This is a genomic window from Jiella sp. M17.18 (genome assembly GCF_041027365.1).
Classification (GTDB): Bacteria; Pseudomonadota; Alphaproteobacteria; order Rhizobiales; family Rhizobiaceae; genus VKMB-3413.
In genome coordinates this window covers 469,321-489,101 of record NZ_JBFTEH010000002.1, presented here as the reverse complement: position 1 = coordinate 489,101, position 19,781 = coordinate 469,321, and the positions used below count along the sequence as shown (strand labels likewise).

Here is a 19,781-nt window from a genome sequence, read left to right as displayed (position 1 = left end):
CCGCGAAACCGAACTAGCCCCAGCGATTTGTCTGGCCGCCGGTGCCCACCGCTCGGCGCCAAGAAGCCGGACCTGACGGCTCGTGCGATCGGCAGGCCGGCCGCGAGACGCCATAGTCGCGATGCGGCGTCGGGTGTTGCACTTGCAACAAGGCGAGAGCGGAGGGGTCGGCACCGGACGCCCAGTTAGGGCTGCCCGCCGTCCCGCCGGCCGCTGCTCAGCTGGCGATAGGTCATCGTCAGGGCGACGCCGAAGCCGATCATGACCCAGAAGACGATGCCGATCATTGGTCCTTCGAGCGCGACGTCGAAGCTCGCGTCGATCAGCGCCGCGAGCATGTAGCACAGAACGAAGATGAACAGGCTGCTCCAGTTGCGGTGGCCGCGCAGCCGCGAGATGACGACGCTGCGCAGCATCATCGCCACCCAGCTGCCGTTGAGGGCGATCCAGAGGATGAGCCCGGGAATGCCGGCCCGCGCCAGGATGGTCATGTTTCCGTTGTGCGGGCTGCGCAGGCTCGAATCCTGGCCCGGCGTCAGGTTGAAGCCGTCGGCCTCGGCAAGGTTGATCCCGAAGCCTTTCCCCGTCCAGAAATAGGGGCCGTGAAAGGTATAGTCGACGATGGTGTTCCACCATCTCAGGCGCCACTCCTTGGTGCCGTCCAGCGTCTTCGTCTCCGAAGAGCCGACGATGCTGATGGTGTTGTCGACGACTTGGCTGACGGTGATGGTGCGGTCGGTCTGCGGCACGCTGATCTCGACGTCCGTGACATAGAGGACCGTGATGACCGGGATCATCACGAGGGTGATGCCGAGGAGCGGCTTGATCCGGCCGGACAGGACGGCGGCGAGGAACACCGGAATGACAATCGACAGCATGCCGCCGCGGCTGATCGCCGAGATGAAGGCGACGGAGACGAGGAGCATCAGGATCCAGAGCGGCGAGAAGCGCTTCAGTCCGAGGAGCGCGAAGACCGCTGCGGCGCTAAGGTGGACCGCGGCCTCGCCGCCGCGCACGACGAGGAACGGCGCCTCCGAGACCGGCCAGACCGGCATGTGCGAGCCGACGACGCTCTGGGTGATGTAGAGCCACAGCAGACAGAAGCCGTAGATCGAGAAGAAGCGGCCCGCCAAACCGACGGCCAGGTCGATCCGCGACGGCTTTTCCAGGATCAGGTTGGCGACGATCAGTGCGTAGAGCCCGTAGACGACAATGACGCTGTCGCGGAGCGCGTCGACCTTGTAGACGCCGATGAACGGGATCGTCCGGAAGAGGACCCAGCCGATCATCGCGATCAGGATAAGATGCGGCAGGTTGAAAAAGACCGCCGGCGACGGCCGTGGCCAGGCGAAAGTGAGAAGGCCCGCCGCCAGGATCATCTCGCCGGGAAAGATTGGCGGGATGCCGGCATAGGCGAAACCCTTACCCGTCATCGCATAGGCGGCGATCGCGAAGAGCACGACGCAGAAGTAGCGGTCGTGGAAGGAGCGGGCGGTTCGGGCAGGCGCGAGCGAGGGTTCGGTCACCGCACTCATGTGTCAGCCCTTCTGCTCCAGGAACGCTGCGCGCTGCCGGCGGCAGGCCCGCCGCTCATCGCAACCGCGCAACGCCGGAAGACAGCGTGCGCAAGGCGATCAGCGGCGAGGCGCGGGACGGCCGCGGGGCCGCGGCGCGCAGGACGCGCTCGTATCCACCGAGGGCCGCATCGGCGGCCCGGTTCCAGGTGAAGAGGTCCCGCGCCCTCCGGCGCCCGGCTTCGCCCATCGCAGCTAGCCGGCTGGGCTCGGCCGCCAGGCGCGCTACCGCTTGAGCCAAGGCTTCGGGATCGCCGGAGGGAACCAGCTCACCGCAGCCGCCCTCCAGCTGATACGGGATCCCGCCGACGGCCGACGCAATGACGGCCTTTCCGTGCGACATCGCCTCCAGCACCACCAGTGGGAAGGTGTCGGCTAGCGTCGGGAACACGAACGCGTCGGCCCGCCGGAAACAGGCGGCCGCGTCCGCATCGGACAGACGCCCGGTGACGACGATCCTCTGTCCCGGCCGACTCCGGCGGACGTGGCTCTCGTAATCGATGCCCTCGCGTTTCTCGCCGCCGACGATCAGCTGGAACGGCTCGCGCAGGCGCGAGAAGGCGTCGAGCAGAAGGGGAAGTCCCTTGTTCGGCGTGTGGTTAGCGAGGAACAGAAAGGTCGGCGGGGCGCCCGGCGCTGGGGCGTCGATGCCAAGCGCGGCGAGCGCCTGCCGGTCGTCTGCCGCGTTCGCCGTCGGCGGTGTGGCAACGCCATTGCTCACGATGGTGACATCCTGGCCGCTGCGCCCGAGCGCCTCGATCAGGTCGCGGTCGTGCGGGGAGAGCGCGAAGATGTCTGCCGCGCCGGCAACTGCGCGGCAGACCGGTGCAGCGACGAGTTCCGCCCAGACCGCCCGCTGGACGGGATTGAAAGCGTAGATCTTCAGCCCGTTGACCACCTCGTTGAAGCCGTGCGTCGAGACGACGTAGGGGATATCGAGCCGGCGGCACGTCCGTGCGATGCGGGCCATCTCCAGCGCCGGCATCGGATTGTGGATGTGGACGAGATCGTAGCCGCCCCGTCGGATCAGCCGGGGGATATCGGATCGGTAGAAGAGCGAGCGATAGCGCTTGGGAACGCGCGGATGCCTGAGCGGCGGCGGCAGGCTGGTTCGCACTGCGACGCGCGTCGCATGGCCGCCGATGGCGGGATCGCCGCCCATCATGTTCGCGACGGTGATGTCGCAGCGATCCGCGAGCGCGGCGCTGAGCGCTTCCCCGGCTCTGGCGCCGCCGCTGACGGTGAGGTGAGGAGGGACGACGATGGCGGCGAGGACGCGCATCACAGATACCGTTCCGTGAGAGCGCGGGTGAGCTCGGGGTCGCGCCACAGGTCGGCCATGGCATCATCCACGGTCAGTTCCGGTTGCCAGCCGAAGCGCGAGCGCATGCGGGAGGTGTCGGCGGCGAGGAAGGGGCGGTCGACCGGGCGAAGGCGGCTCGCGTCCTGCTGGATCTCGAAGTCGATGTCGCAGACCGCCCGCAGCTTTTCGACTACCTCGCTGACCGAATAGGCCGCCGAGGTCCCGAGGTTGACGGTGACGCACTCGCCCGGCGCGACGCCGTCGCCGAGCGCCGTCTTCATGAAGCCGCGCGCGGCGTCCCGAACGTGGATGTAGTCGCGCTTCGGCCAGAGATTGCCGAGCTGGATCGTTCGGCGCCCCGCCTTCAGCTGGGCGACGAGCTCCGGAAACAGGTGCGGGTTCGTCTCGCCTGGCCCGACGACGTTGAAGAGCCGCACGACGACGGCCGCCAGGGACCGCTTGCGCGCAAAGTTCGCCACATAGTGTTCGCCGTGCAGCTTCGTCAGGCCGTAGATGTCGGACGGCTGCTGCGCGCTCGTCTCGGCATGCGGAAGCCGGTCCGGCTTGTAGACGGCGCCGCTGGAGGCGAAGACGATCCGGCATCCCTCCGGGGCGCGGGACAGGAGCGTCACCGTGCCGAGAACGTTGGTGCGGACCGCCGCTTCCGGCTGCTCCTCGCATTCCGGGATGTAGTGGATCGCGGCGAGATGCACGATCGTGTCGGGCACGAATTCCTCGAACAGCTTCCCGAGCGCGTCGCCGTCGCAGATGTCGATCCTGGCAACGGAGACCTTGGCGGTCTCGTCCGGGCGGAACCGCAGGCCGCCGCCGCGAAGGTGGTCGACGATGCAGACCTGGTGGTCACCGTAGAGAAGCCGGACGAGTTCGCGGCCGACATAGCCGTTGCCGCCGGTGACGATGATGCGTTTCACTTGCGCTCCTCCTGTGATCAAGCGGCTGAGGCGATCGCGCGGTCGGCATGGCGACCGTAGAAATACAGGCTGTCCTTCCGGCCGAGCCGGCGGTGTCGCTTCATGTCGACGTGGGTGAGGACGGCGGCGACGTCGGGTCCTTGGCCGGATCCGGCCGCGAGCTGCGACAGGGCCACCTTCACGGTCGAGCGCGAGGTGGCATTCCACCGCACGGACAGGAGGATGAGGTTCGCCGCCTGGGCGATCATCATCGCCTGCGCGTCCAGCATGACCGGTGGCGCCTCGAAGATCACGACATCGAAATGCGCGCCGTTCTCATCGATCCAGCCCTGCAGGCGGTCGGGACCGTCGAGCACCTCGGAGAGGTCGTGCGTCGAGCGGTGGTAGTAGCTGATAGCGGTGGCTCCGGCGTCCCCCTGCATCGATTCCACCGCGACGAGGCGGCGCAGCGCCTTCGGTTCGCTCGCTGCTTCCTTCTGGAGGAGGTTCTCGACGACGAGCACGCGCCGTCCGGCCTGGGCGAGCGTGGTCGCGACGGAGCGCACGAGGTCGGTCTTGCCTTCGCCCGGGACGGCCGAGGTGACGACCACCACGGAGTGGCCGGACTGGCGGCGCAAGAGGCCGGAGCGGATGATCAGGAGCTTGATCGCCCGGTCGTGGAAGCGGCGGACGATCGGCCGGACACGCTTGCCGATGAAGGGGACCATGCCGAGGCAGGGAATGCCGAGCGTCGCGGCGACGTCCTCCTCCGTTTGGAAGCCCCTGTCGCGCATCTCGAGAAGGAAGACGAGGCCGAGGCTCGCCAGGATCCCGCCCATTCCGCCGAGTACCGCGAAGAGCGGCTTCTTCGGGGACGTCGGGATCGCGAGCGGCTCGGCCGGGCTCACCATCTCTGCCGGGATCGGCTTCAGATCGGCGAGCGCCGAAGCCTGCCGGAAGCTCTCCTGCAGCCGGTCGAGATTGCCGCGGGCCGTGGCGGCCTCGGTCTCCAGCTGCGCCAGCCGCTTCTGGTTCGCCTGGTTGTCGAGCACAGCCTGTCGCAGTTGGCCGGCCTGCTCCTCCAGGGTCCTTTCGGCCGAGCGCGCACTCGAAAGGTCGGCCTCTGCATTGCCGACTGCGTTGCCGACGGCTTCCAGGAACTGCGCATGGACGTCGTCGTAGGTGTTCTTGGCCTTGACGAAGAGCGGATGCTTCACGCCGACCGAGGCCGCGATGCGATCGACGTTCTGGCGCGCCTTCACCAGTTCGGCGATCAGCTGCTGGGCGGCGCCGGCGCCGTCGAGATCGCTCGCCGACGGCATCCGGTCGCTCGCGAGCGTGTCGCGCAGCCGCTGGACGCGGTTCTCGATCTTGAGGCGGTCGAGCCGGGCATTCGAGATCTGCGCGATGACGTCGCGCAACTGCTGGTCCGCTGCTGCGACGGTGTCGGCGCCGTCCGACGTGATGATGCCGGCCCGGAAGGCCTTGACCTTTGCGTCGGCGGCCTGAGCAGCCTGCCGGGCACCCTCGACTTGCGCGGCGAGCCACTCGCTCATGCGCTTGGCGGCGGTGAAGCTGCTCTCGACGCGGCTCTGCAAGTATTCCTCGGCAAAAGCGTTGGCGAGAAGCGCGGCGCGCTGCGGATCGTCGGCGGTATAGATGACCCGGATCAGGTAGGACTTGCCGTCGTTCTGGACTGAGAGGCCCTTCCGGATCTCCATGACCGCCTGGTCGAGCGGCGATTCTCCTTTCGCCGGCGCCGGCCCCGCGTCGGCATTCGGCCGGTCGCCCTTCGCCGGAGGGGGCATCGTCTGATCGGAATGTCCGCTCGCTGCGAGCCGGTCGACCACCCTGCGGGCGACGGCCCGCGAGCGGATGATCTCGGCTTCGCCTTCGACGAGCGCATTCGCGTCGACCGATACCGGAGGAGCTGCGGCCGTCGCCGACACGTTACTCCCCATCCCGTCGAACTTCAGCTGGATGAGCGCCTCCCCGACGTATTTCTTCGGCAGGATGAAGCTCGCGGCGATCGCGCTTCCCGTCACCGCGACGATCACCGCGGCGATCAGCCACCGGCGGGTCCAAAGGATTCGCAGGACGTTTCGGATGGACGCTTCGTATTGCGGCCTCAAGTCTTCCGAGGGCCGCGTCACCGGATAGAATTCCCGAGGGAAGGCGGAGTTCATCGACTATTTCACTCTCTGGAAACAGGAAAGGACGCCGCCGTAGGCGCGGGATCGAAGCGATGCCGCCGGAAGGTCGATAGGCATCGCTCTGCCGTCCGCGGCTATTTGGCCGCCTGGCTGAGCCGGAATGAAGCGGCTTTTGGGGGTAGCCCGTGAGCGAGGCGGGATGATCTGGCCCTGGTGAGGAAGGCGCTGCGCCTCGGCGAACCGGTGCGCAGGGCGGCCTTGAGCCTGCCGGGGCCGGGCGCTGGCCAGCGCGGCCGCCGACGCGGGGCTGCGCCCTGGGTTCAGCCGGAAAGACTACCGCGCCTTCGTGCTGTCGGTCCCTGCGGCCGGATGCTCTGATTCCGCCTCACGCGGCGCCGGAACTCCTGACCGATCCGGAGTGACCGACGGTCTTGCCGCGCGATCGGCCGGCTGGAAGAGAGCGGTATGGCCCGAAAAAGTGAGGCCGATGCGGTGGTAGGGCGGCGTCTGCGCCAGCGACGGGTGATGCTCGGGATCAGCCAGACGGCGCTTGCGCGCACGCTCGGCATCACCTTCCAGCAGATCCAGAAATACGAGAGCGGGAAGAACCGGATCAGCGCCGGCCGGCTCCAGCAGATGGCGAACGCCCTGGATCTTCCGATCGCGGCCTTCTTCGATCCGGCGGTCTGGCCGCGGCAGAATGACGAGCAGTTGCTCTCACTCGCCTCAACCCGCGAGGGTGCGGAACTCAACAGCGCCTTCTCCCGGATCTCGAACCGGGAGGTCCGGGAGCGGATCATCAATCTGGTGCGGGCGATTGCCGCGCAGCATCGCAGCAGGTCGCCCGGCTCGAAGGACGACCTCTCTGGCGAGGAAGAGTTGGAACCGAACGCCTGATCGGTGAGCGACGACGGCTGCGGCGCTCAGGCCCCGGCTGACGCCACAGGCTTCGCCGGCGCGGCAGACGAAGGGAGGCAGGCCCATGACGATGCTTCAGAGGCAGGCCGCGCCCGGCGAAGAGGGCCGGTCCGAGCCCGATCCTCGGCCGGCGGCTCCGCCAGCCGCTTCCGTGTCGCGGCCGTCGGCCGACAGCGGATGCGTCTTCGTCCAGCCGTGGCAGCCAGAGCTCTCCGGACAGGAGGAGATCGAACATCTGCGGCATGCCCTCTGGGAGCCGCAGCCCTTTGATCGGCTGTGAGCGGCGGGACAGCCGGACGACGATCATCCCGCCACTACTTCGGTTCGTCGTAAGGGGGCATCGGGCAAGCGCGACCGCACGCGAGCACCAATCTCAGTCACGCCTTCGGATTTTCCCCGGCGACGCTCCCCAGGCCGGAGCCGTCCCGCCTCGACGCGACCGCCAGTCGCGCCAAGTTTTGCGGCGAGGATGAGGTCAGAATCTCAGGGAGGCGTTGAAGCGGCGAGGAGCCTCTGCATGCTGCTCGTCCGCCGGCGCGGCGACGGGCGAGGCCGCCTCCCACGCGTCGAGGTGATCGAGGGCCCAGACCGCCGCCTGCGTCCGGTTGGCAGCGCCGATCTTGCGCAGAAGCGTTCGGAGGCGGATCTTCACGTTCGCTTCCGTCATGTCGCACTGCCGGGCGATAAGCTTGTTCGGCAGGCCGTCGACGAGACAGGACAGGATCTCGCGTTCCGTGTCAGACAGGCTCCGCTTCGATGACGCCGGCTCGGTCAGGTCGGAGCGGGACGCATCGACGCGGGCCGCCGCCTCGCCGCGAGCCGTCGGCGAAGCCCCGTCGCCGTCGAAGCTCAGCGAGAAGACCTTCCCGCCGATCCGAATGAGGTCGAGGCTCTTGCGCGTTGCGTCCGCATTGATCGACAGAGGCAGGAGCCCGTTCAGCCCAACGCGTTCCGCAAAGCGGTACTCCTGCTCTCCATAGGATTGGGCAAGCAGGACGATGATCGCGCCGGGCTGCACCGCCTTGAAAGCGGCGATCTGATCCGTCGCCCCGCCGTCGAGCGCCTTCAAGACGACGATCACCAATTGGCCGGAGAAACAGTTGAACCGGTGCTTCAGCGCGACAGCGAGGCTTTCGATGGTCTGGCACGCGCCAGCCCGCTCACCGAGATTGCGATGGACGGCCGCCGCCATAGCCGAGTCGTCCGGGTCGAAGATGATCACGTCCTGCGAGAGAGTCATGTTTCTCAACCTTCCCTCTGATCCGTTGATGACTCTGTTAAGAACTCGCCCCAGTGCTCAACTATAACCTTAGGCCATCATGCCATGTCGGTTTAACCATCCCGATAGTGGTAACCCTCATTTCGCGCGAGGGGGTCTTTTGCCTGCAACCGGATGCAGCCTTCAGCCACCGATCGATGGGCCCAGCTGGCGTCGACAAGCCGCCCGGTTTCTGAGATATATCCCCGACCGGACGAGGGCCTTCGCTCGCGCCACGGCACGACCGGAAAGCGGCTGGAAACGTAAGCCTCTCCTGATTTTTCGCATGCCGGCGTCAGAAACATCGATCTGTCCGGGACGGTCGATGGACCGGCGGCAGCCCCACGTCACCAGCCCGTCGGCGCTACAACTCTCGTTCACCTCCTGGGCAGCCGCCTGTCATCAAACGAGACGGCCGCGGTGGAGCAGCCGCTTCACCGATCAGGCCGAGTGAATTGCGGGTAGACTACCGTCCGGTTATTACTTCAGCAGCTTCTTCGCAGCCAAAAGCGTTCGGATTCGGTATCATTCGGCACGACGTGATGACGCGTGAAGTTCGGCTAAGCTGTTGGTCTTGGGCGTCCGGACCTTGGTGTAGCGGATGCTCACATCCTGGGCGGATTCAAACGGTCGTCGTCTTGGGAATGGGCGGGGCGGAGAATGCCTGCGGGTGGTGCGGAAGTTCGAACTTTCAAGGGGATCCTGGCCAGTGGATCACGGAGAGCCTGACACGCCGGTCGACCTTATCCCCAGCTAAACGTCCGCGGACTTGAGAGCGACAAGCCCATAGCTCCTGCTTGCCCTTGCGCTCGCAGAGCAAAGTGCATAACACAGACAAGTGATGATCTGCTAAGCTATTGTAATATTGATCCTCTGATGGGCTAGATTCGAGCCTTGCCGGGGCCACCAGTTCCTTCCGACAGAGCTTTGACAACGCCGCGAGGCGGCCGGCGAAAGCGCGACCGCTTCGCCTTCCGTCCGGCTGTGCTGGTCGACGAGCGATCGGCTACCCGATCGTCGAGCGCGGCCCTCTCATGCGCCAGTCCGAAGGTCGCTGGCGAGGCGATCCAGGAGCCGTGCCCACGCTTTCAGTCCTTTGCGGAAGTTCTCCAGCCGGAAGAACTCGTTCGGGGCGTGGTAGTCCTCGTCGGCGGTCGAGAATGAGAAGAACACCATCGGCGCGCCGAGATGCTCCTGGAACACCGCACCGATCGGGATCGTCGCGCCCATGGCGACGCGCAGCGGCCGCGCGCCGAGAATGCCTTCGAGGACATCCTCGGTGATCGCCAGCGCCGGGTCGTCCGGATCGAGCGCGAAGGCGGCGCTGCCGGGGCCGTGGCCCTTCACGGTGAGGGTGTAGCCCGTCGGCGTCACGGCTTCGAGGTGTCGCTCGATCGCGGCGCGCACGGCCTCCGGCTCCTGCCCCGCGACGAGGCGGCAGGTGATCTTCACGCCGGCCGAGGCGGGGATGACGGTCTTGGTGCCCGGGCCGGAATAGCCGCCGAAGATGCCGTTGAACTCCAGCGTCGGCACCAGCCATTGCCGGGTCAGCAGGTCCTCGGCCGAGGGCAGGGGATCCGGCACCGGCGCGCCGATCGAACGGAAATAGCCGGCGGGGTCGAAGCCGGACGCGCGGATGGCGTCGAGGATCGCAGGGTCGGGCGGCGTCGCCGTATCGGCAAAGCCCGGGACGGTGACGCGGCCGGTCTCGTCATGGAGGCTCGCCAGCATCCTCGCCAGCGCGCGCACCGGGTTCGGCGCGCTGCCGCCGTGGCGGCCGGAATGCAGGTCCTTGCCGGCGCCCGTCAGCGTCACGTCGAGCGCGAGGAGGCCGCGGCTCGCGACCGTCACCGACGGCAGGTCCGCCCGCCACATCGCGCCGTCGGCCGAAACGACGAGGTCGGCAGCGAGCCGGTCCTTCAACCGCGCCACGGTCGGCACGAGATGCGGGCTGCCGGACTCCTCCTCGCCCTCGACGATCATCTTGATGTTCAGGGGCAAGGCACCGCGCGTCCTTGAAAACGCTTCCGCGACGAGGATCGGGATCATCACCGGGCCCTTGTCGTCGGAGATGCCGCGGGCATAGAGCCGACCGTCGCGGATGTCCGGCTCGAAGGGCGGCGTCGTCCACTTGTCCAGCGGGTCCGGCGGCTGCACGTCGTAATGGCCGTAGACGAGGATCGTCGGCGCCCCGGGCACGTCGCACCATTCGGCGACGACGGCGGGATGGCCGCCCGTCTCGACGATCTCGACCGAAGGGAAGCCGGCGCGGGTCAGGCGGTCGGCGACGAAGGCGGCGGCCTGCCGGATGCCGCCCTTGTAGGCCGGGTCCGTGGAGACGCTGGGAATGCGGCAGAAGGCCTTCAGCTCCTCGACCGCTGCGTCGGAGCGTTCGTCGAGCCAGGCTTCGACGTCCTGCGTGTCGGATGTCCCGCTCATTTGCCGCCGTCCACGCTGAGCACCTGGCCGGAGATCCAGCCGGCCTGTTCGGAGGCGAAGAACATCACGGCATTGGCAATATCGTCCGGACTGCCGAGGCGCTTGAGCGCGATAGTCTGGATGAGCTTTGCCTGTCCCTCCTCGCCCATCGCCTCCCACTGCCGCTCCGTCGTCGGATTGGACCGCACGAAGCCGGGGGCGACGTTGTTGACCGTGATGCCGAACGGGCCGAGCTCGTGGGCGAGCTGGCGGGTGAGGCCGATCTGGCCGGCCTTGGCGCTGGCATAGGCCTGGATGCCGGTCAGCGAGATGCCGAGGCCGGCGCCGGAGGAGATGTTGACGACGCGGCCCCACTGCCGGCGCTTCATCGCCGGGGCTACCGCCTGCGTGAGATAGAACGCGCCGGAGAGGTTGACCGCGAAGATGGCGTTCCAGTCGGCCTCGGCGATCTCCTCGATCGGCCGGCCGACCTGGCCGAGCACGCCGCCGGCGCAGTTGACCAGGACGTCGACGGGGCCGTGGTTCGCCTCGATCTCGGCGACGGCGGCCTGGACGGCGTCCCGCTGGGTGATGTCGAGGACGCGGGGCGTGCAGGCCTCGCCGGCAAGCCGCGCGGTATCGGCGAGTTCGGCTTGCAGGATGTCGCAGGCGACGACGCTCGCGCCGCGTGCCGCGAAGGCGAGGGCGATGGCGCGCCCGAAGCCGTGCGCGGCGCCCGTGACGAGCGCTGTGCGGCCTTCGAAGGTGATGTTCATGCCGCGCTCTCCCGGCCCGACGAAGATCCGGCCGTCGCGGCGAGTTCGTCGAGATTCTCCCCCGCGAGCGGCCGCGCGCCGTCTTCGATCTCGTGGATCATCGCGACCAGCCGCCGTGTCAGCGGCGTTGCGACGCGGTGCTTCTCCCCGAACTCCACGATCGGTCCGAGCTGCGCGTCCACCTCGGTCTTGCGCTTGCGGACGGCGAGGTCCCGCCAGATGCCGCTGTGCGACTTCAGCGAACGGCGGTTGTGGGCGACCATGTCGTCGAAGGATTTGGCGGTGCGCGCCGCCGCCGCATCCGGGACGAAGGCGAGGGGGTCGAAGCCGTCGAAGGGCTCCGGCCGGATGCCGGTGGCCGTCGCGACCGCGCCGACCTCGCGCCCCAGCGCCGTCAGCACCGGCCGGTGCGCCGGATCGGCGAGGACGTCGGCAATGGAATCGTCGGTCAGCGCCGTCGCGAAGAGCAGCGCGCCGTAGACGAGCTTGCCCCAGAGAAAGCCGAGGATGTTATCGGTGAGGATCGCGTGCGCTGCGAACTCCTTGAGCAGCCCGTAGAGACCTTCGACCCGGCCGCTCGGTTCGCCCGAGATCTCGCCGACCACCACCGCGCCCTTGCCGCTGTAGTGGACGAGGCCGGGCTCCAGATAGTCAGCGCCGAAGTTGACGAAGCAGCCGACGACGCGCTCGTCGCCAACGATGCGGCCGATGACGTACTCGTTGAGCCCGTTCTGGGCCGAGACGACGCAGCCGGTCGGGGCAAGGTGCGGCTCAAGCTGCCGCGCCGCCGCCTCGGTATGGTGCGCCTTCACGCAGAGGAACACCGTCTCGAACACGCCCTCGAGCTCTTCCGGCAGGAAGGCCGGGACGCGCACGGTGTCCTCGAACAGCGGGCCTGCGATCGACAGGCCCTTCTCGTTGATCGCCCGCACATGGTCCTCGGCGCTGTCGACGAAGACGACCTTGTGCCCGGCCCTGATGAAGGCGGCGCCGAGCGTGCCGCCGATCGCGCCGGCGCCCCAGATCAGGATCGGCTCGGCCGGCTTCTTCGCCTCGCTCACGCCCAGGGCCCCTCGATCAGCGCGCGGGTCTCGGCGACCGCAACGTCCCAGATGGCCTGCATGTCTTCGTCCGGCTTCTGATAGTAGCCGCCGAAATTGCCGTCCCCGAGCAGCGCCTTCACCTTGTCCGGATCCATCAGCCGCATCAGGGCGAGATCCACCATCGGCTTCATCTGCGTCGGCAGGTCGACGCCCTGAAGCCTGGTCCAGGGGAAGTTCTCCATCCAGGAGGCATGCGAGGCGACGGTGTCGACCGCCTGCACCTTGGCGAAGGTCTCGGGCGCGTTCCACCAGTTGTGGAATTTCACCGAGGTGCCGGGATTGTCGGCCATCCACTCGATCGCGAGGCTCCCCGCCGGCTGGTTGCCGCCATGGCCGTTGACGATCATGATGCGCCGGAAGCCCTGTCGCTTCAGGCTGTCGAGGATGTCGCGCACCATCCGCACATAGGTCTCGATGCGGATCGAGATCGAGCCGGGATAGCTGAGGAAGTAGGGGGTGACGCCATAGGCGAGGACCGGGAAGACCGGCACGCCGAGCGGCTCGGCGGCCTCCAGGGCGACGCGCTCGGAGAGGATCGAATCGACCGACAGCGAGAGGCCCGCATGCTGCTCCGTCGACCCCAGCGGCAGGATCGCCCGGTCGTCGGACTTCAGATAGGTCTCGATCTGCTGCCAGTTGGTCTCGGAGACTTTCATGATGCTTCCCTCTGCTGGACGGGTGCGCCGTCGCCGGTTCCGCGGATGATCGGCAGGACGATCCGCTCGATGTCGGCGGGATCGGGCGCGTGGCGGTATTCGAAGGCCGGTTTGTCCGGCCGGATCGTCGAGAGGACGCTCTCGGCGCCGGTGGCGTAGACGACGACGTCGGCGCGCTCGAGCGTCTCGGCAAGCCGCGGCTCCTCGACCGTCGTCGCGACGATGTCCGGCACATGCGGCGCGAAGCGCTGCACGCCGGCCTTCATGATCGGCAGGAAGTCGGGAAAGCGCGAGACGACGGCCACCTTGGCGAGCGGATCGAGCGAGGCCAGCGCGCGGCGCGTCTCCTCGGACGGGATGAAGCTGATCGAGACGACCTTGGTGTTCGGCAGGAGCGCGGCCACCTCGCGCTGGCGATTGACGAAGGTAATCACGAGATCGGCCGAGGCGCCGCGGGCGTGCACGTCCGGCCTGCGCTGCATCGCCGAGATCGTCACCGGCTCGACGGTCGCGGCCTCGCCGAGTCGCGCGGCGATGAAACGGGCATAGCTCGCCGTGGCTTCCGGAAATATGCCGACCATGACGACGGAGACGCGCCGGCCGAGGCTGGTGCGGTAGAACAGCCGGGCATTGACCAGCGAGGCGAGATCGGTCGCCCGGACGCCCATCGCGAGGCCCTCGTCGATCAGCGCGTCGATGTGCCGGCGCAGCTGCAGGGCTTCGGGCCGCGAAGCCATGCGCGCCTGGCTGGAATTGGCGATGAAGGTGCCGGAGCCCGGCCGCGCCTCGATCAGACCTTCGTTCTTCAGTTCGCGATAGACTTGGCTTACCGTCATCGGCGCGACGGAGATCCGCTCGGCGAGCTCGCGCACCGAAGGGAGCGCTTCGCCGGCGGTGAGTTCGCCGCAGGCGATGCCGTATTCGATCAGGCCCTTCAGCTGCAGCCGGATCGGCACGGGCAGGTCGCGATCGACGTGGAAGTTCATCTGGGCTTGGCTCCAACTGTGCTGGTTGGCTAGCACGTTCTACCAGAGCGCGACAAGAGCTTGCTGCACTGCAAAGAGGCGCCATGCGCTCAAACTTGATGCACCGGCGTCCGATTGACTCGTTTCACTGGCCGTGCCTATCGTTACACGGTTCTAATACACTGAGTGATACGGAGGGCTCTCGCTCATGAAGAACGTCATCAGGTCGGCTCTGGCGGCCGCGCTGCTTCTCGGCGCCAGCCAGGCGGCGCTTGCCATCGAGCGCGGCGGCATCCTGCATTACGGTCGCTATGCCGACAGCCTGTTCCTCGATCCGGTCCTGAACGACGCCAACGTCGACATCTGGATCCTGTCGAACCTCTACGACACGCTGATCCTGCCGACCGACGACGGCAAGGGGCTGAAGCCGGGTCTCGCCACGAAGTGGAAGGTCGCCGACGACGGCCTGTCGGTCGACCTGACGCTGCGCGACGGCATCGAATTCTCCGACGGCAGCAAGATTACGCCGGCGGACGTCGTCTGGTCGCTGAAGCGGGCGGCCGATCCGAAGAACGGCATCTGGAACTTCCTTCTGGAGTCGGTGAAGGACGTGGTCGCCAACGGCGACAACGGCGTCACGATCAAGCTGAAGCATCCCGACCCGACGATCCTCGCCGCGCTCACCGTGTTCAACTCGGCAATCATGCCGGAGAAGCAGTTCGAGGCCGCGCCTGGGAAGACCGATGCCGACAAGGCCAAGGCCTTCGCCGAACATCCGGTCGGCTCCGGCCCCTTCGTCCTGAAGTCCTGGCAGCGCGGCTCGACCATGGAGCTCGTCAAGAACGAGCACTATTGGGCCAAGGGCGAGGACGGCAAGCCGCTGCCCTATCTCGACGGCGTCACCTTCGAACTGCTGCCGGACGACGCGACGCGCATCCTGAAGCTGCAGTCGGGCGAGATCGACGGCGCCGAGCTCATTCCCTATGCCCGCGTCGCCGAGCTGAAGCAGGCCGACGGCATCGACATGGAGCTGTTCCCCTCCACCCGCGTCGCCGACATCATCATGAACGTCCGCCCGAAGGTCGGCGGCAAGGACAATCCGCTGTCCAATCCGAAGGTCCGGCAGGCGCTGAACTATGCCGCCAACAAGCAGGCGATCATCGGCATCGTCACCCACGGCGTCGGCACGCCGATGTCCTCCTACATGTCCTCGGCGACGCCGCTGCATGTCGGCAAGGGCGCGGTCTATCCCTACGACCTCGCCAAGGCCAAGGAGCTGATGAAGGAGGCAGGCTTCGAGAACGGCTTCTCGACCTCGATCCTCGTCCTCGCCGGCAGCCAGGACGAGATCGGCACAGCGACCGCGCTGCAGCAGATGTGGAGCCAGATCGGCGTCAAGCTGGAGCTGCAGCAGGTCGACAACGCCACGCGCACCCAGAAGTACCGCGACGGCGACTTCGACATGCGGGCCGGCGCCTGGACGGACGACATCGCCGATCCGAACGAGATCACCTCCTACTACGTCTATTCGCCCAACATTCAGGCGGTCCATTCCGGCTGGAAGAGCGATGAGGCGGACAAGCTCTTCGAGCAGTCGCAGCGCGAGATCGACCACAAGAAGCGCGCCGAGGAGTATGCGCGGATCCAGGAGATCTACAACTCGTCCGGCCCGACCATCCCGCTCTACGAGACGCCGTATCCGGTGGCGCTTTCGAAGAAGGTGCACGGCTTCCTGCAGATCCCGCTCGGCAACAACATCTTCCGCGCGACCTGGATCGACAAGAAATAGGCATGACGCGGGCGGCGGGACTTCGGACCCGCCGCCCGGTCCCCTGAGACAGACGGATCGGACCCGGCTTCTTGGCCCTCTTGAGCTTCATCACCCGCCGCCTCCTGCAGCTGATCCCCACCCTCGCTTTCATCCTGGTGGTGATCTTCCTCCTGGTGCACCTTCTGCCCGGTGACCCGGCGAGCGCCATTCTCGGCGATCGCGCGCGCGATGCCGACGTCGCCCGGATCAACGCCCAGCTCGGCCTCGACAAGCCGCTGCCGGTGCAGTTCCTGATCTTCGTGAAGAACATCGCCGCGGGCGACTTCGGCGACAGCATCCATCTGAAGGTTTCGGTCGCGAGCCTCGTCGCCGACCGGTTGCCGGTGACGCTGATGCTGACCGCCATGGCGGCGCTGATCGCGCTCGTCCTCGCCGTGCCGCTCGCCTTCGTCGCGGCGACGCATCGCGGGCGCTTCAGCGACAACGCCATCCGCGGCTCGTTCCAGGTCGGCCTGTCGATGCCGGTCTTCTATGTCGGGCTGATCCTTCTGACGGTGTTCGGCGCGCAGTTGCGCTGGTTCCCGGTCGGCGGCTTCGGCGACACCTTCGGCGAGCAGCTCTACCACCTGTTCCTGCCGGCGCTGACCCTCGCCCTCAGCCTGTCCGCGATCCTGATGCGCAACCTGCGCGCCGCCATCATCGGGGTCGTCGACGCCGAATACGTGGATTTCGCCCGCGCCAAGGGTCTGCGCTCGCGCCTCATCATGACCCGGCACGTCCTGCGCAACGCGCTGATCTCCACGGTCAACCTGTTCGGCCTGCAGGTCGGCACGCTGCTCGGCGGCGCCGTCATCACCGAGACCGTCTTCGCCATTCCGGGGGCAGGGCGGCTGATGATCGAATCGATCTACGGCCGCGACTACCCGGTCGTGCAGGGGCTGACCCTGGCGCTGGCGGTCGTCGTGTCGCTGACCTTCCTTCTCACCGACATCGTCCAGGCCTGGCTGGACCCGCGGGTGGCCCGATGACCCTGGCGCTTCCGACCGTCCGCGCGCGCAAGCGCCGCCGCATCCGCCGCCTCGGGCGGCTGCCGCTGACCTTCCTCGTCGGCGGGCTGATCCTTGCGGCGAGCCTGGTGCTCGCGCTCGTCCCGCAGCTCTTCGCGCCCTACGACCCGATCGCCATGGACTACAATGCGATCCTGTCGCCGCCGAGCTGGGCGCATCCCTTCGGCACCGACAGCTTCGGCCGCGACGTGCTCTCGCGCGTGATCAGCGCCTATTCGATCGACATGCAGATCGCGATCTTCGCGACGACCGGACCGCTGATCGTCGGCACAATCGTCGGGGCGCTCGTCGGCTATGCCGGCGGTCTGACCGAAACGCTGTTCGGCCGCATCGTCGATGCCGTCATCAGCTTTCCCTTCCTGGTCCTCGTCATCGCCATCGTGGCGGTGCTCGGCCCCGGCCTCGGCAACATGTACATCGCCGTCGGCGTCATCGACTGGGTGTTCTACGGCCGGCTGGTGGCGGCCGAGGTGGCGGTGCAGAAGCGGCTCGACTATGCCGATGCCGGCCGCGCCATGGGCTACACGCCGGCGCGGATTATCTTCCGCCACCTCCTGCCGAACGCCATCACGCCGGCGATCGTCTACTGGATGACCGACATGGCGCTCGCCATCCTCCTCGGCTCCTCGCTCGGCTATCTCGGCCTCGGCGCGCAGCCGCCGGCCGCCGAATGGGGCGTGCAGATCGCCGACGGCAAGAACTTCATGTCGACCGCCTGGTGGATCTCGGTCTTCCCAGGCATCGCCATCGTCGTCACCGGCCTCGGCTTCTCGCTCTTCGGCGACGGCCTCGCCGAACTCCTGAGGACGAAGAAATGAGCGCGCTGGCCAAGACCCACCTCGAGCCCGCCCTCAGCGTCTCGAACCTGACGACGGTGTTCCAGACGGCGGCCGGCGCGGTCACCGCGGTGGACTCGGTCTCCTTCGACGTGATGCCGGGCCAGGTGCTCGGCCTCGTCGGCGAGAGCGGCTCGGGCAAGAGCGTCACGCTGCGCTCGCTGATGCGGCTCGTGCATGCGCCGGGCAAGGTCTCCGGCCGTGTCCTGTGGCAGGGGCGCGACCTCCTCTCCCTGTCGCCGGGCGCGCTGCGCAAGGTGCGCGGCGGCGAGATCGCGATGATCTTCCAGGAGCCGACGACGGCGCTGAATCCGGTGCTGCCGGTGCGGATCCAGATCGAGGAGAACCTTCGCGCCCACACGGCCCTCAACGGCCGCGAGCGGCGGGCGCGGGCGATCGAACTGCTCGAGCTCGTCGGCATCCCGGCCGCAGAGCGGCGCCTCGACGACTATCCGCACCAGTTCTCCGGCGGCATGAAGCAGCGCGTGATGATCGCGATCGCGCTCGCCAGCGACCCGAAACTGCTGCTCGCCGACGAGCCGACGACGGCGCTCGACGTCACCATCCAGGACCAGATCCTGAAGCTGATCCTTGACCTGCGCGACGAGTTCGCGATGAGCGTCGTCTTCGTCACCCACGACCTCGGCGTCGTCGCCGGCACCTGCGACCGCATGGCGGTGATGTATGCCGGGCGCATCGTCGAGACCGGCAGCGTCCGGCAGGTTTTCGCCGAGCCGCACCATCCCTACACCCGCGGGCTGCTCGGCTCGGTGCCGCGCGGCGGGGCGGAACGCACCATGCTGACCTCGATCGACGGCACGCCGCCGAGCCTGTCGGCCATTCCGCCCGGCTGCGCCTTCAACCCGCGCTGCGACTTTGCGACCGAGCGCTGCCGCGCCGAGCGGCCGGCGCTCGAACCGTTTGCGGCAGGCCGCACGGTCGCCTGCTTCCATCACGCGCGCGTCGCGGCGACGGGAGCGCCGGCATGATGATGGGCACCAACCACAAGGCCGCGCCGCTCCTCTCGGTCGAGGAGGTCGTCAAGCGCTTCGAGATGCCGCAGAGCATCGTCTCGCGGCTGGCCGGGCAGCCGCGGCTGGCGGTCAACGCGCTGAACGGGGTCAACCTCTCCATCCACCGCGGCGAAACGGTCGGCATCGTCGGCGAGAGCGGCTGCGGCAAGTCGACGCTCGCGCGCTGCCTCGTGCGCCTGCTCGAGCCGAACGACGGCCGGATCCGCTTTGAGGGACAGGACATCGGCGAGCTGCGGGGTGCCGAGCGGCGCGCCTTCAACCGGCGGGTCCAGATGATTTTCCAGGACCCCTATTCCTCGCTCAATCCGCGCATGACGGTGCGCCAGATCCTCAGCGAGGCGCTGTCGGTGCACAGGATGCGGCCGCGCGGCGAGATCCCCGGCCGCATCGCCGAGCTTCTCCATCTCGTCCGCCTGCCGCAGGATGCCGCCGAGCGCTACCCGCACGAGTTCTCCGGCGGGCAGCGCCAGCGCATCGGCATCGCGCGGGCGCTGGCGGTCGAGCCGGACGTGCTGGTCGCCGACGAGCTGGTCTCGGCGCTCGACGTCTCGGTGCAGGCGCAGGTGGTGAACCTGCTCCTGCAGCTGCAGGAGGAGCTGCATCTGACGGTCGTCTTCGTCGCGCACGACCTCAGGCTCGTCCGGCACATCTCGCACCGCGTCGCGGTGATGTATCTTGGCAAGGTCATCGAGATCGGCCCGACGGAGGATCTCTTCACCGCGCCGCGCCACCCCTACACCCGCGCGCTGCTCGACGCCGCGCCGGAACTCGATCCCGGCAAGCGCACGCGCAAGGCCGCGGCGAAGGGCGAGCTGCCGAGCCCGCTCGACCTGCCGCAGGGCTGCCTCTTCAACACGCGCTGCCCGCACGCCTTCGATCGATGCTTCGCCGAGCGCCCGCTTTTGACCGAGCGCAGCGCCGACCACCGGGCGGCCTGCCACCTCGCCGAATTCGGCACGCCGGCCTTCGCGCCGAAAGCGCTCGCCGCCGAGCCGGCCTGACCCGTTTCGTCCACATCGACAGACCGGAGCATTCCCC

The 19,781-nt window shown here is 67.7% G+C and carries 16 protein-coding genes; 6 read left to right on the top strand and 10 right to left on the bottom strand.

Going from position 1 to position 19,781, the window contains the following annotated elements; genetic code table 11:
* Positions 1–185: 185 nt before the first annotated feature.
* Genes AB5S17_RS05735 through AB5S17_RS05720 form a run of 4 tightly spaced genes read right to left on the bottom strand, consistent with a single transcriptional unit; the run spans position 186 to position 5,974 of the window.
* Entirely contained in the window at positions 186–1,535 is a 1,350-nt protein-coding gene (locus tag AB5S17_RS05735; protein ID WP_369237062.1) for an O-antigen ligase family protein, read from the bottom strand.
* Between the two features lie 55 nt (positions 1,536–1,590).
* Complete coding sequence (locus AB5S17_RS05730) at positions 1,591–2,856, bottom strand: glycosyltransferase family 4 protein (protein ID WP_369237060.1); 1,266 nt, start codon at positions 2,854–2,856, stop codon at positions 1,591–1,593.
* Positions 2,856–3,809: an NAD-dependent epimerase/dehydratase family protein gene (locus AB5S17_RS05725; protein WP_369237058.1), complete on the bottom strand. Its 954-nt coding sequence runs from the start codon at positions 3,807–3,809 to the stop codon at positions 2,856–2,858. The genes AB5S17_RS05730 and AB5S17_RS05725 overlap by 1 nt, the downstream gene beginning before the upstream one ends.
* A 17-nt stretch (positions 3,810–3,826) precedes the next feature.
* The gene (locus AB5S17_RS05720) at positions 3,827–5,974 is read right to left on the bottom strand and encodes a GumC family protein (protein WP_369237056.1); all 2,148 of its coding nucleotides are present in this window, start codon (positions 5,972–5,974) and stop codon (positions 3,827–3,829) included.
* 432 nt (positions 5,975–6,406) lie between these two features.
* On the opposite strand from AB5S17_RS05720, the gene AB5S17_RS05715 reads away from it, so the two are divergent.
* Positions 6,407–6,838 (top strand): helix-turn-helix domain-containing protein, encoded by a 432-nt coding sequence (locus AB5S17_RS05715; RefSeq protein WP_369237054.1) that lies wholly within the window; start codon positions 6,407–6,409, stop codon positions 6,836–6,838.
* 496 nt (positions 6,839–7,334) lie between these two features.
* Here the strand turns inward: AB5S17_RS05715 and AB5S17_RS05710 are convergent, their stop codons facing one another.
* The 6 genes from AB5S17_RS05710 to AB5S17_RS05685 all read right to left on the bottom strand — a co-directional run bounded on the left by AB5S17_RS05710 (position 7,335) and on the right by AB5S17_RS05685 (position 14,056).
* Entirely contained in the window at positions 7,335–8,099 is a 765-nt protein-coding gene (locus AB5S17_RS05710) for a LuxR C-terminal-related transcriptional regulator (protein ID WP_369237052.1), read from the bottom strand.
* A 1,050-nt stretch (positions 8,100–9,149) separates the two neighbouring features.
* The gene (locus AB5S17_RS05705) at positions 9,150–10,556 is read right to left on the bottom strand and encodes a dipeptidase (RefSeq protein ID WP_369237050.1); all 1,407 of its coding nucleotides are present in this window, start codon (positions 10,554–10,556) and stop codon (positions 9,150–9,152) included.
* Positions 10,553–11,311, bottom strand: coding sequence for an SDR family NAD(P)-dependent oxidoreductase (locus tag AB5S17_RS05700; protein ID WP_369237048.1), 759 nt, complete (start codon positions 11,309–11,311; stop codon positions 10,553–10,555). Before AB5S17_RS05700 ends, AB5S17_RS05705 begins: the two co-directional genes overlap by 4 nt.
* Complete coding sequence (locus AB5S17_RS05695; protein WP_369237046.1) at positions 11,308–12,372, bottom strand: ketopantoate reductase family protein; 1,065 nt, start codon at positions 12,370–12,372, stop codon at positions 11,308–11,310. The genes AB5S17_RS05700 and AB5S17_RS05695 overlap by 4 nt, the downstream gene beginning before the upstream one ends.
* Positions 12,369–13,070: a creatininase family protein gene (locus tag AB5S17_RS05690; RefSeq protein ID WP_369237044.1), complete on the bottom strand. Its 702-nt coding sequence runs from the start codon at positions 13,068–13,070 to the stop codon at positions 12,369–12,371. Before AB5S17_RS05690 ends, AB5S17_RS05695 begins: the two co-directional genes overlap by 4 nt.
* Positions 13,067–14,056: a GntR family transcriptional regulator gene (locus AB5S17_RS05685; RefSeq protein WP_369237042.1), complete on the bottom strand. Its 990-nt coding sequence runs from the start codon at positions 14,054–14,056 to the stop codon at positions 13,067–13,069. Before AB5S17_RS05685 ends, AB5S17_RS05690 begins: the two co-directional genes overlap by 4 nt.
* A 187-nt stretch (positions 14,057–14,243) precedes the next feature.
* Here AB5S17_RS05685 and AB5S17_RS05680 point away from each other — a divergent pair, with 187 nt between their 5' ends.
* The 5 genes from AB5S17_RS05680 to AB5S17_RS05660 all read left to right on the top strand — a co-directional run bounded on the left by AB5S17_RS05680 (position 14,244) and on the right by AB5S17_RS05660 (position 19,744).
* A complete protein-coding gene (locus AB5S17_RS05680; RefSeq protein WP_369237040.1) occupies positions 14,244–15,824 on the top strand; it encodes an ABC transporter substrate-binding protein in 1,581 nt (526 codons plus the stop codon).
* Between the two features lie 71 nt (positions 15,825–15,895).
* Complete coding sequence (locus AB5S17_RS05675) at positions 15,896–16,834, top strand: ABC transporter permease (RefSeq protein ID WP_369237038.1); 939 nt, start codon at positions 15,896–15,898, stop codon at positions 16,832–16,834.
* The gene (locus tag AB5S17_RS05670; RefSeq protein WP_369237036.1) at positions 16,831–17,691 is read left to right on the top strand and encodes an ABC transporter permease; all 861 of its coding nucleotides are present in this window, start codon (positions 16,831–16,833) and stop codon (positions 17,689–17,691) included. The genes AB5S17_RS05675 and AB5S17_RS05670 overlap by 4 nt, the downstream gene beginning before the upstream one ends.
* Positions 17,688–18,698, top strand: a complete 1,011-nt coding sequence (locus tag AB5S17_RS05665; protein WP_369237034.1) for an ABC transporter ATP-binding protein — start codon at positions 17,688–17,690, stop codon at positions 18,696–18,698. Before AB5S17_RS05670 ends, AB5S17_RS05665 begins: the two co-directional genes overlap by 4 nt.
* Positions 18,695–19,744: an ABC transporter ATP-binding protein gene (locus AB5S17_RS05660; protein WP_369237032.1), complete on the top strand. Its 1,050-nt coding sequence runs from the start codon at positions 18,695–18,697 to the stop codon at positions 19,742–19,744. Before AB5S17_RS05665 ends, AB5S17_RS05660 begins: the two co-directional genes overlap by 4 nt.
* Positions 19,745–19,781 lie beyond the last annotated feature (37 nt).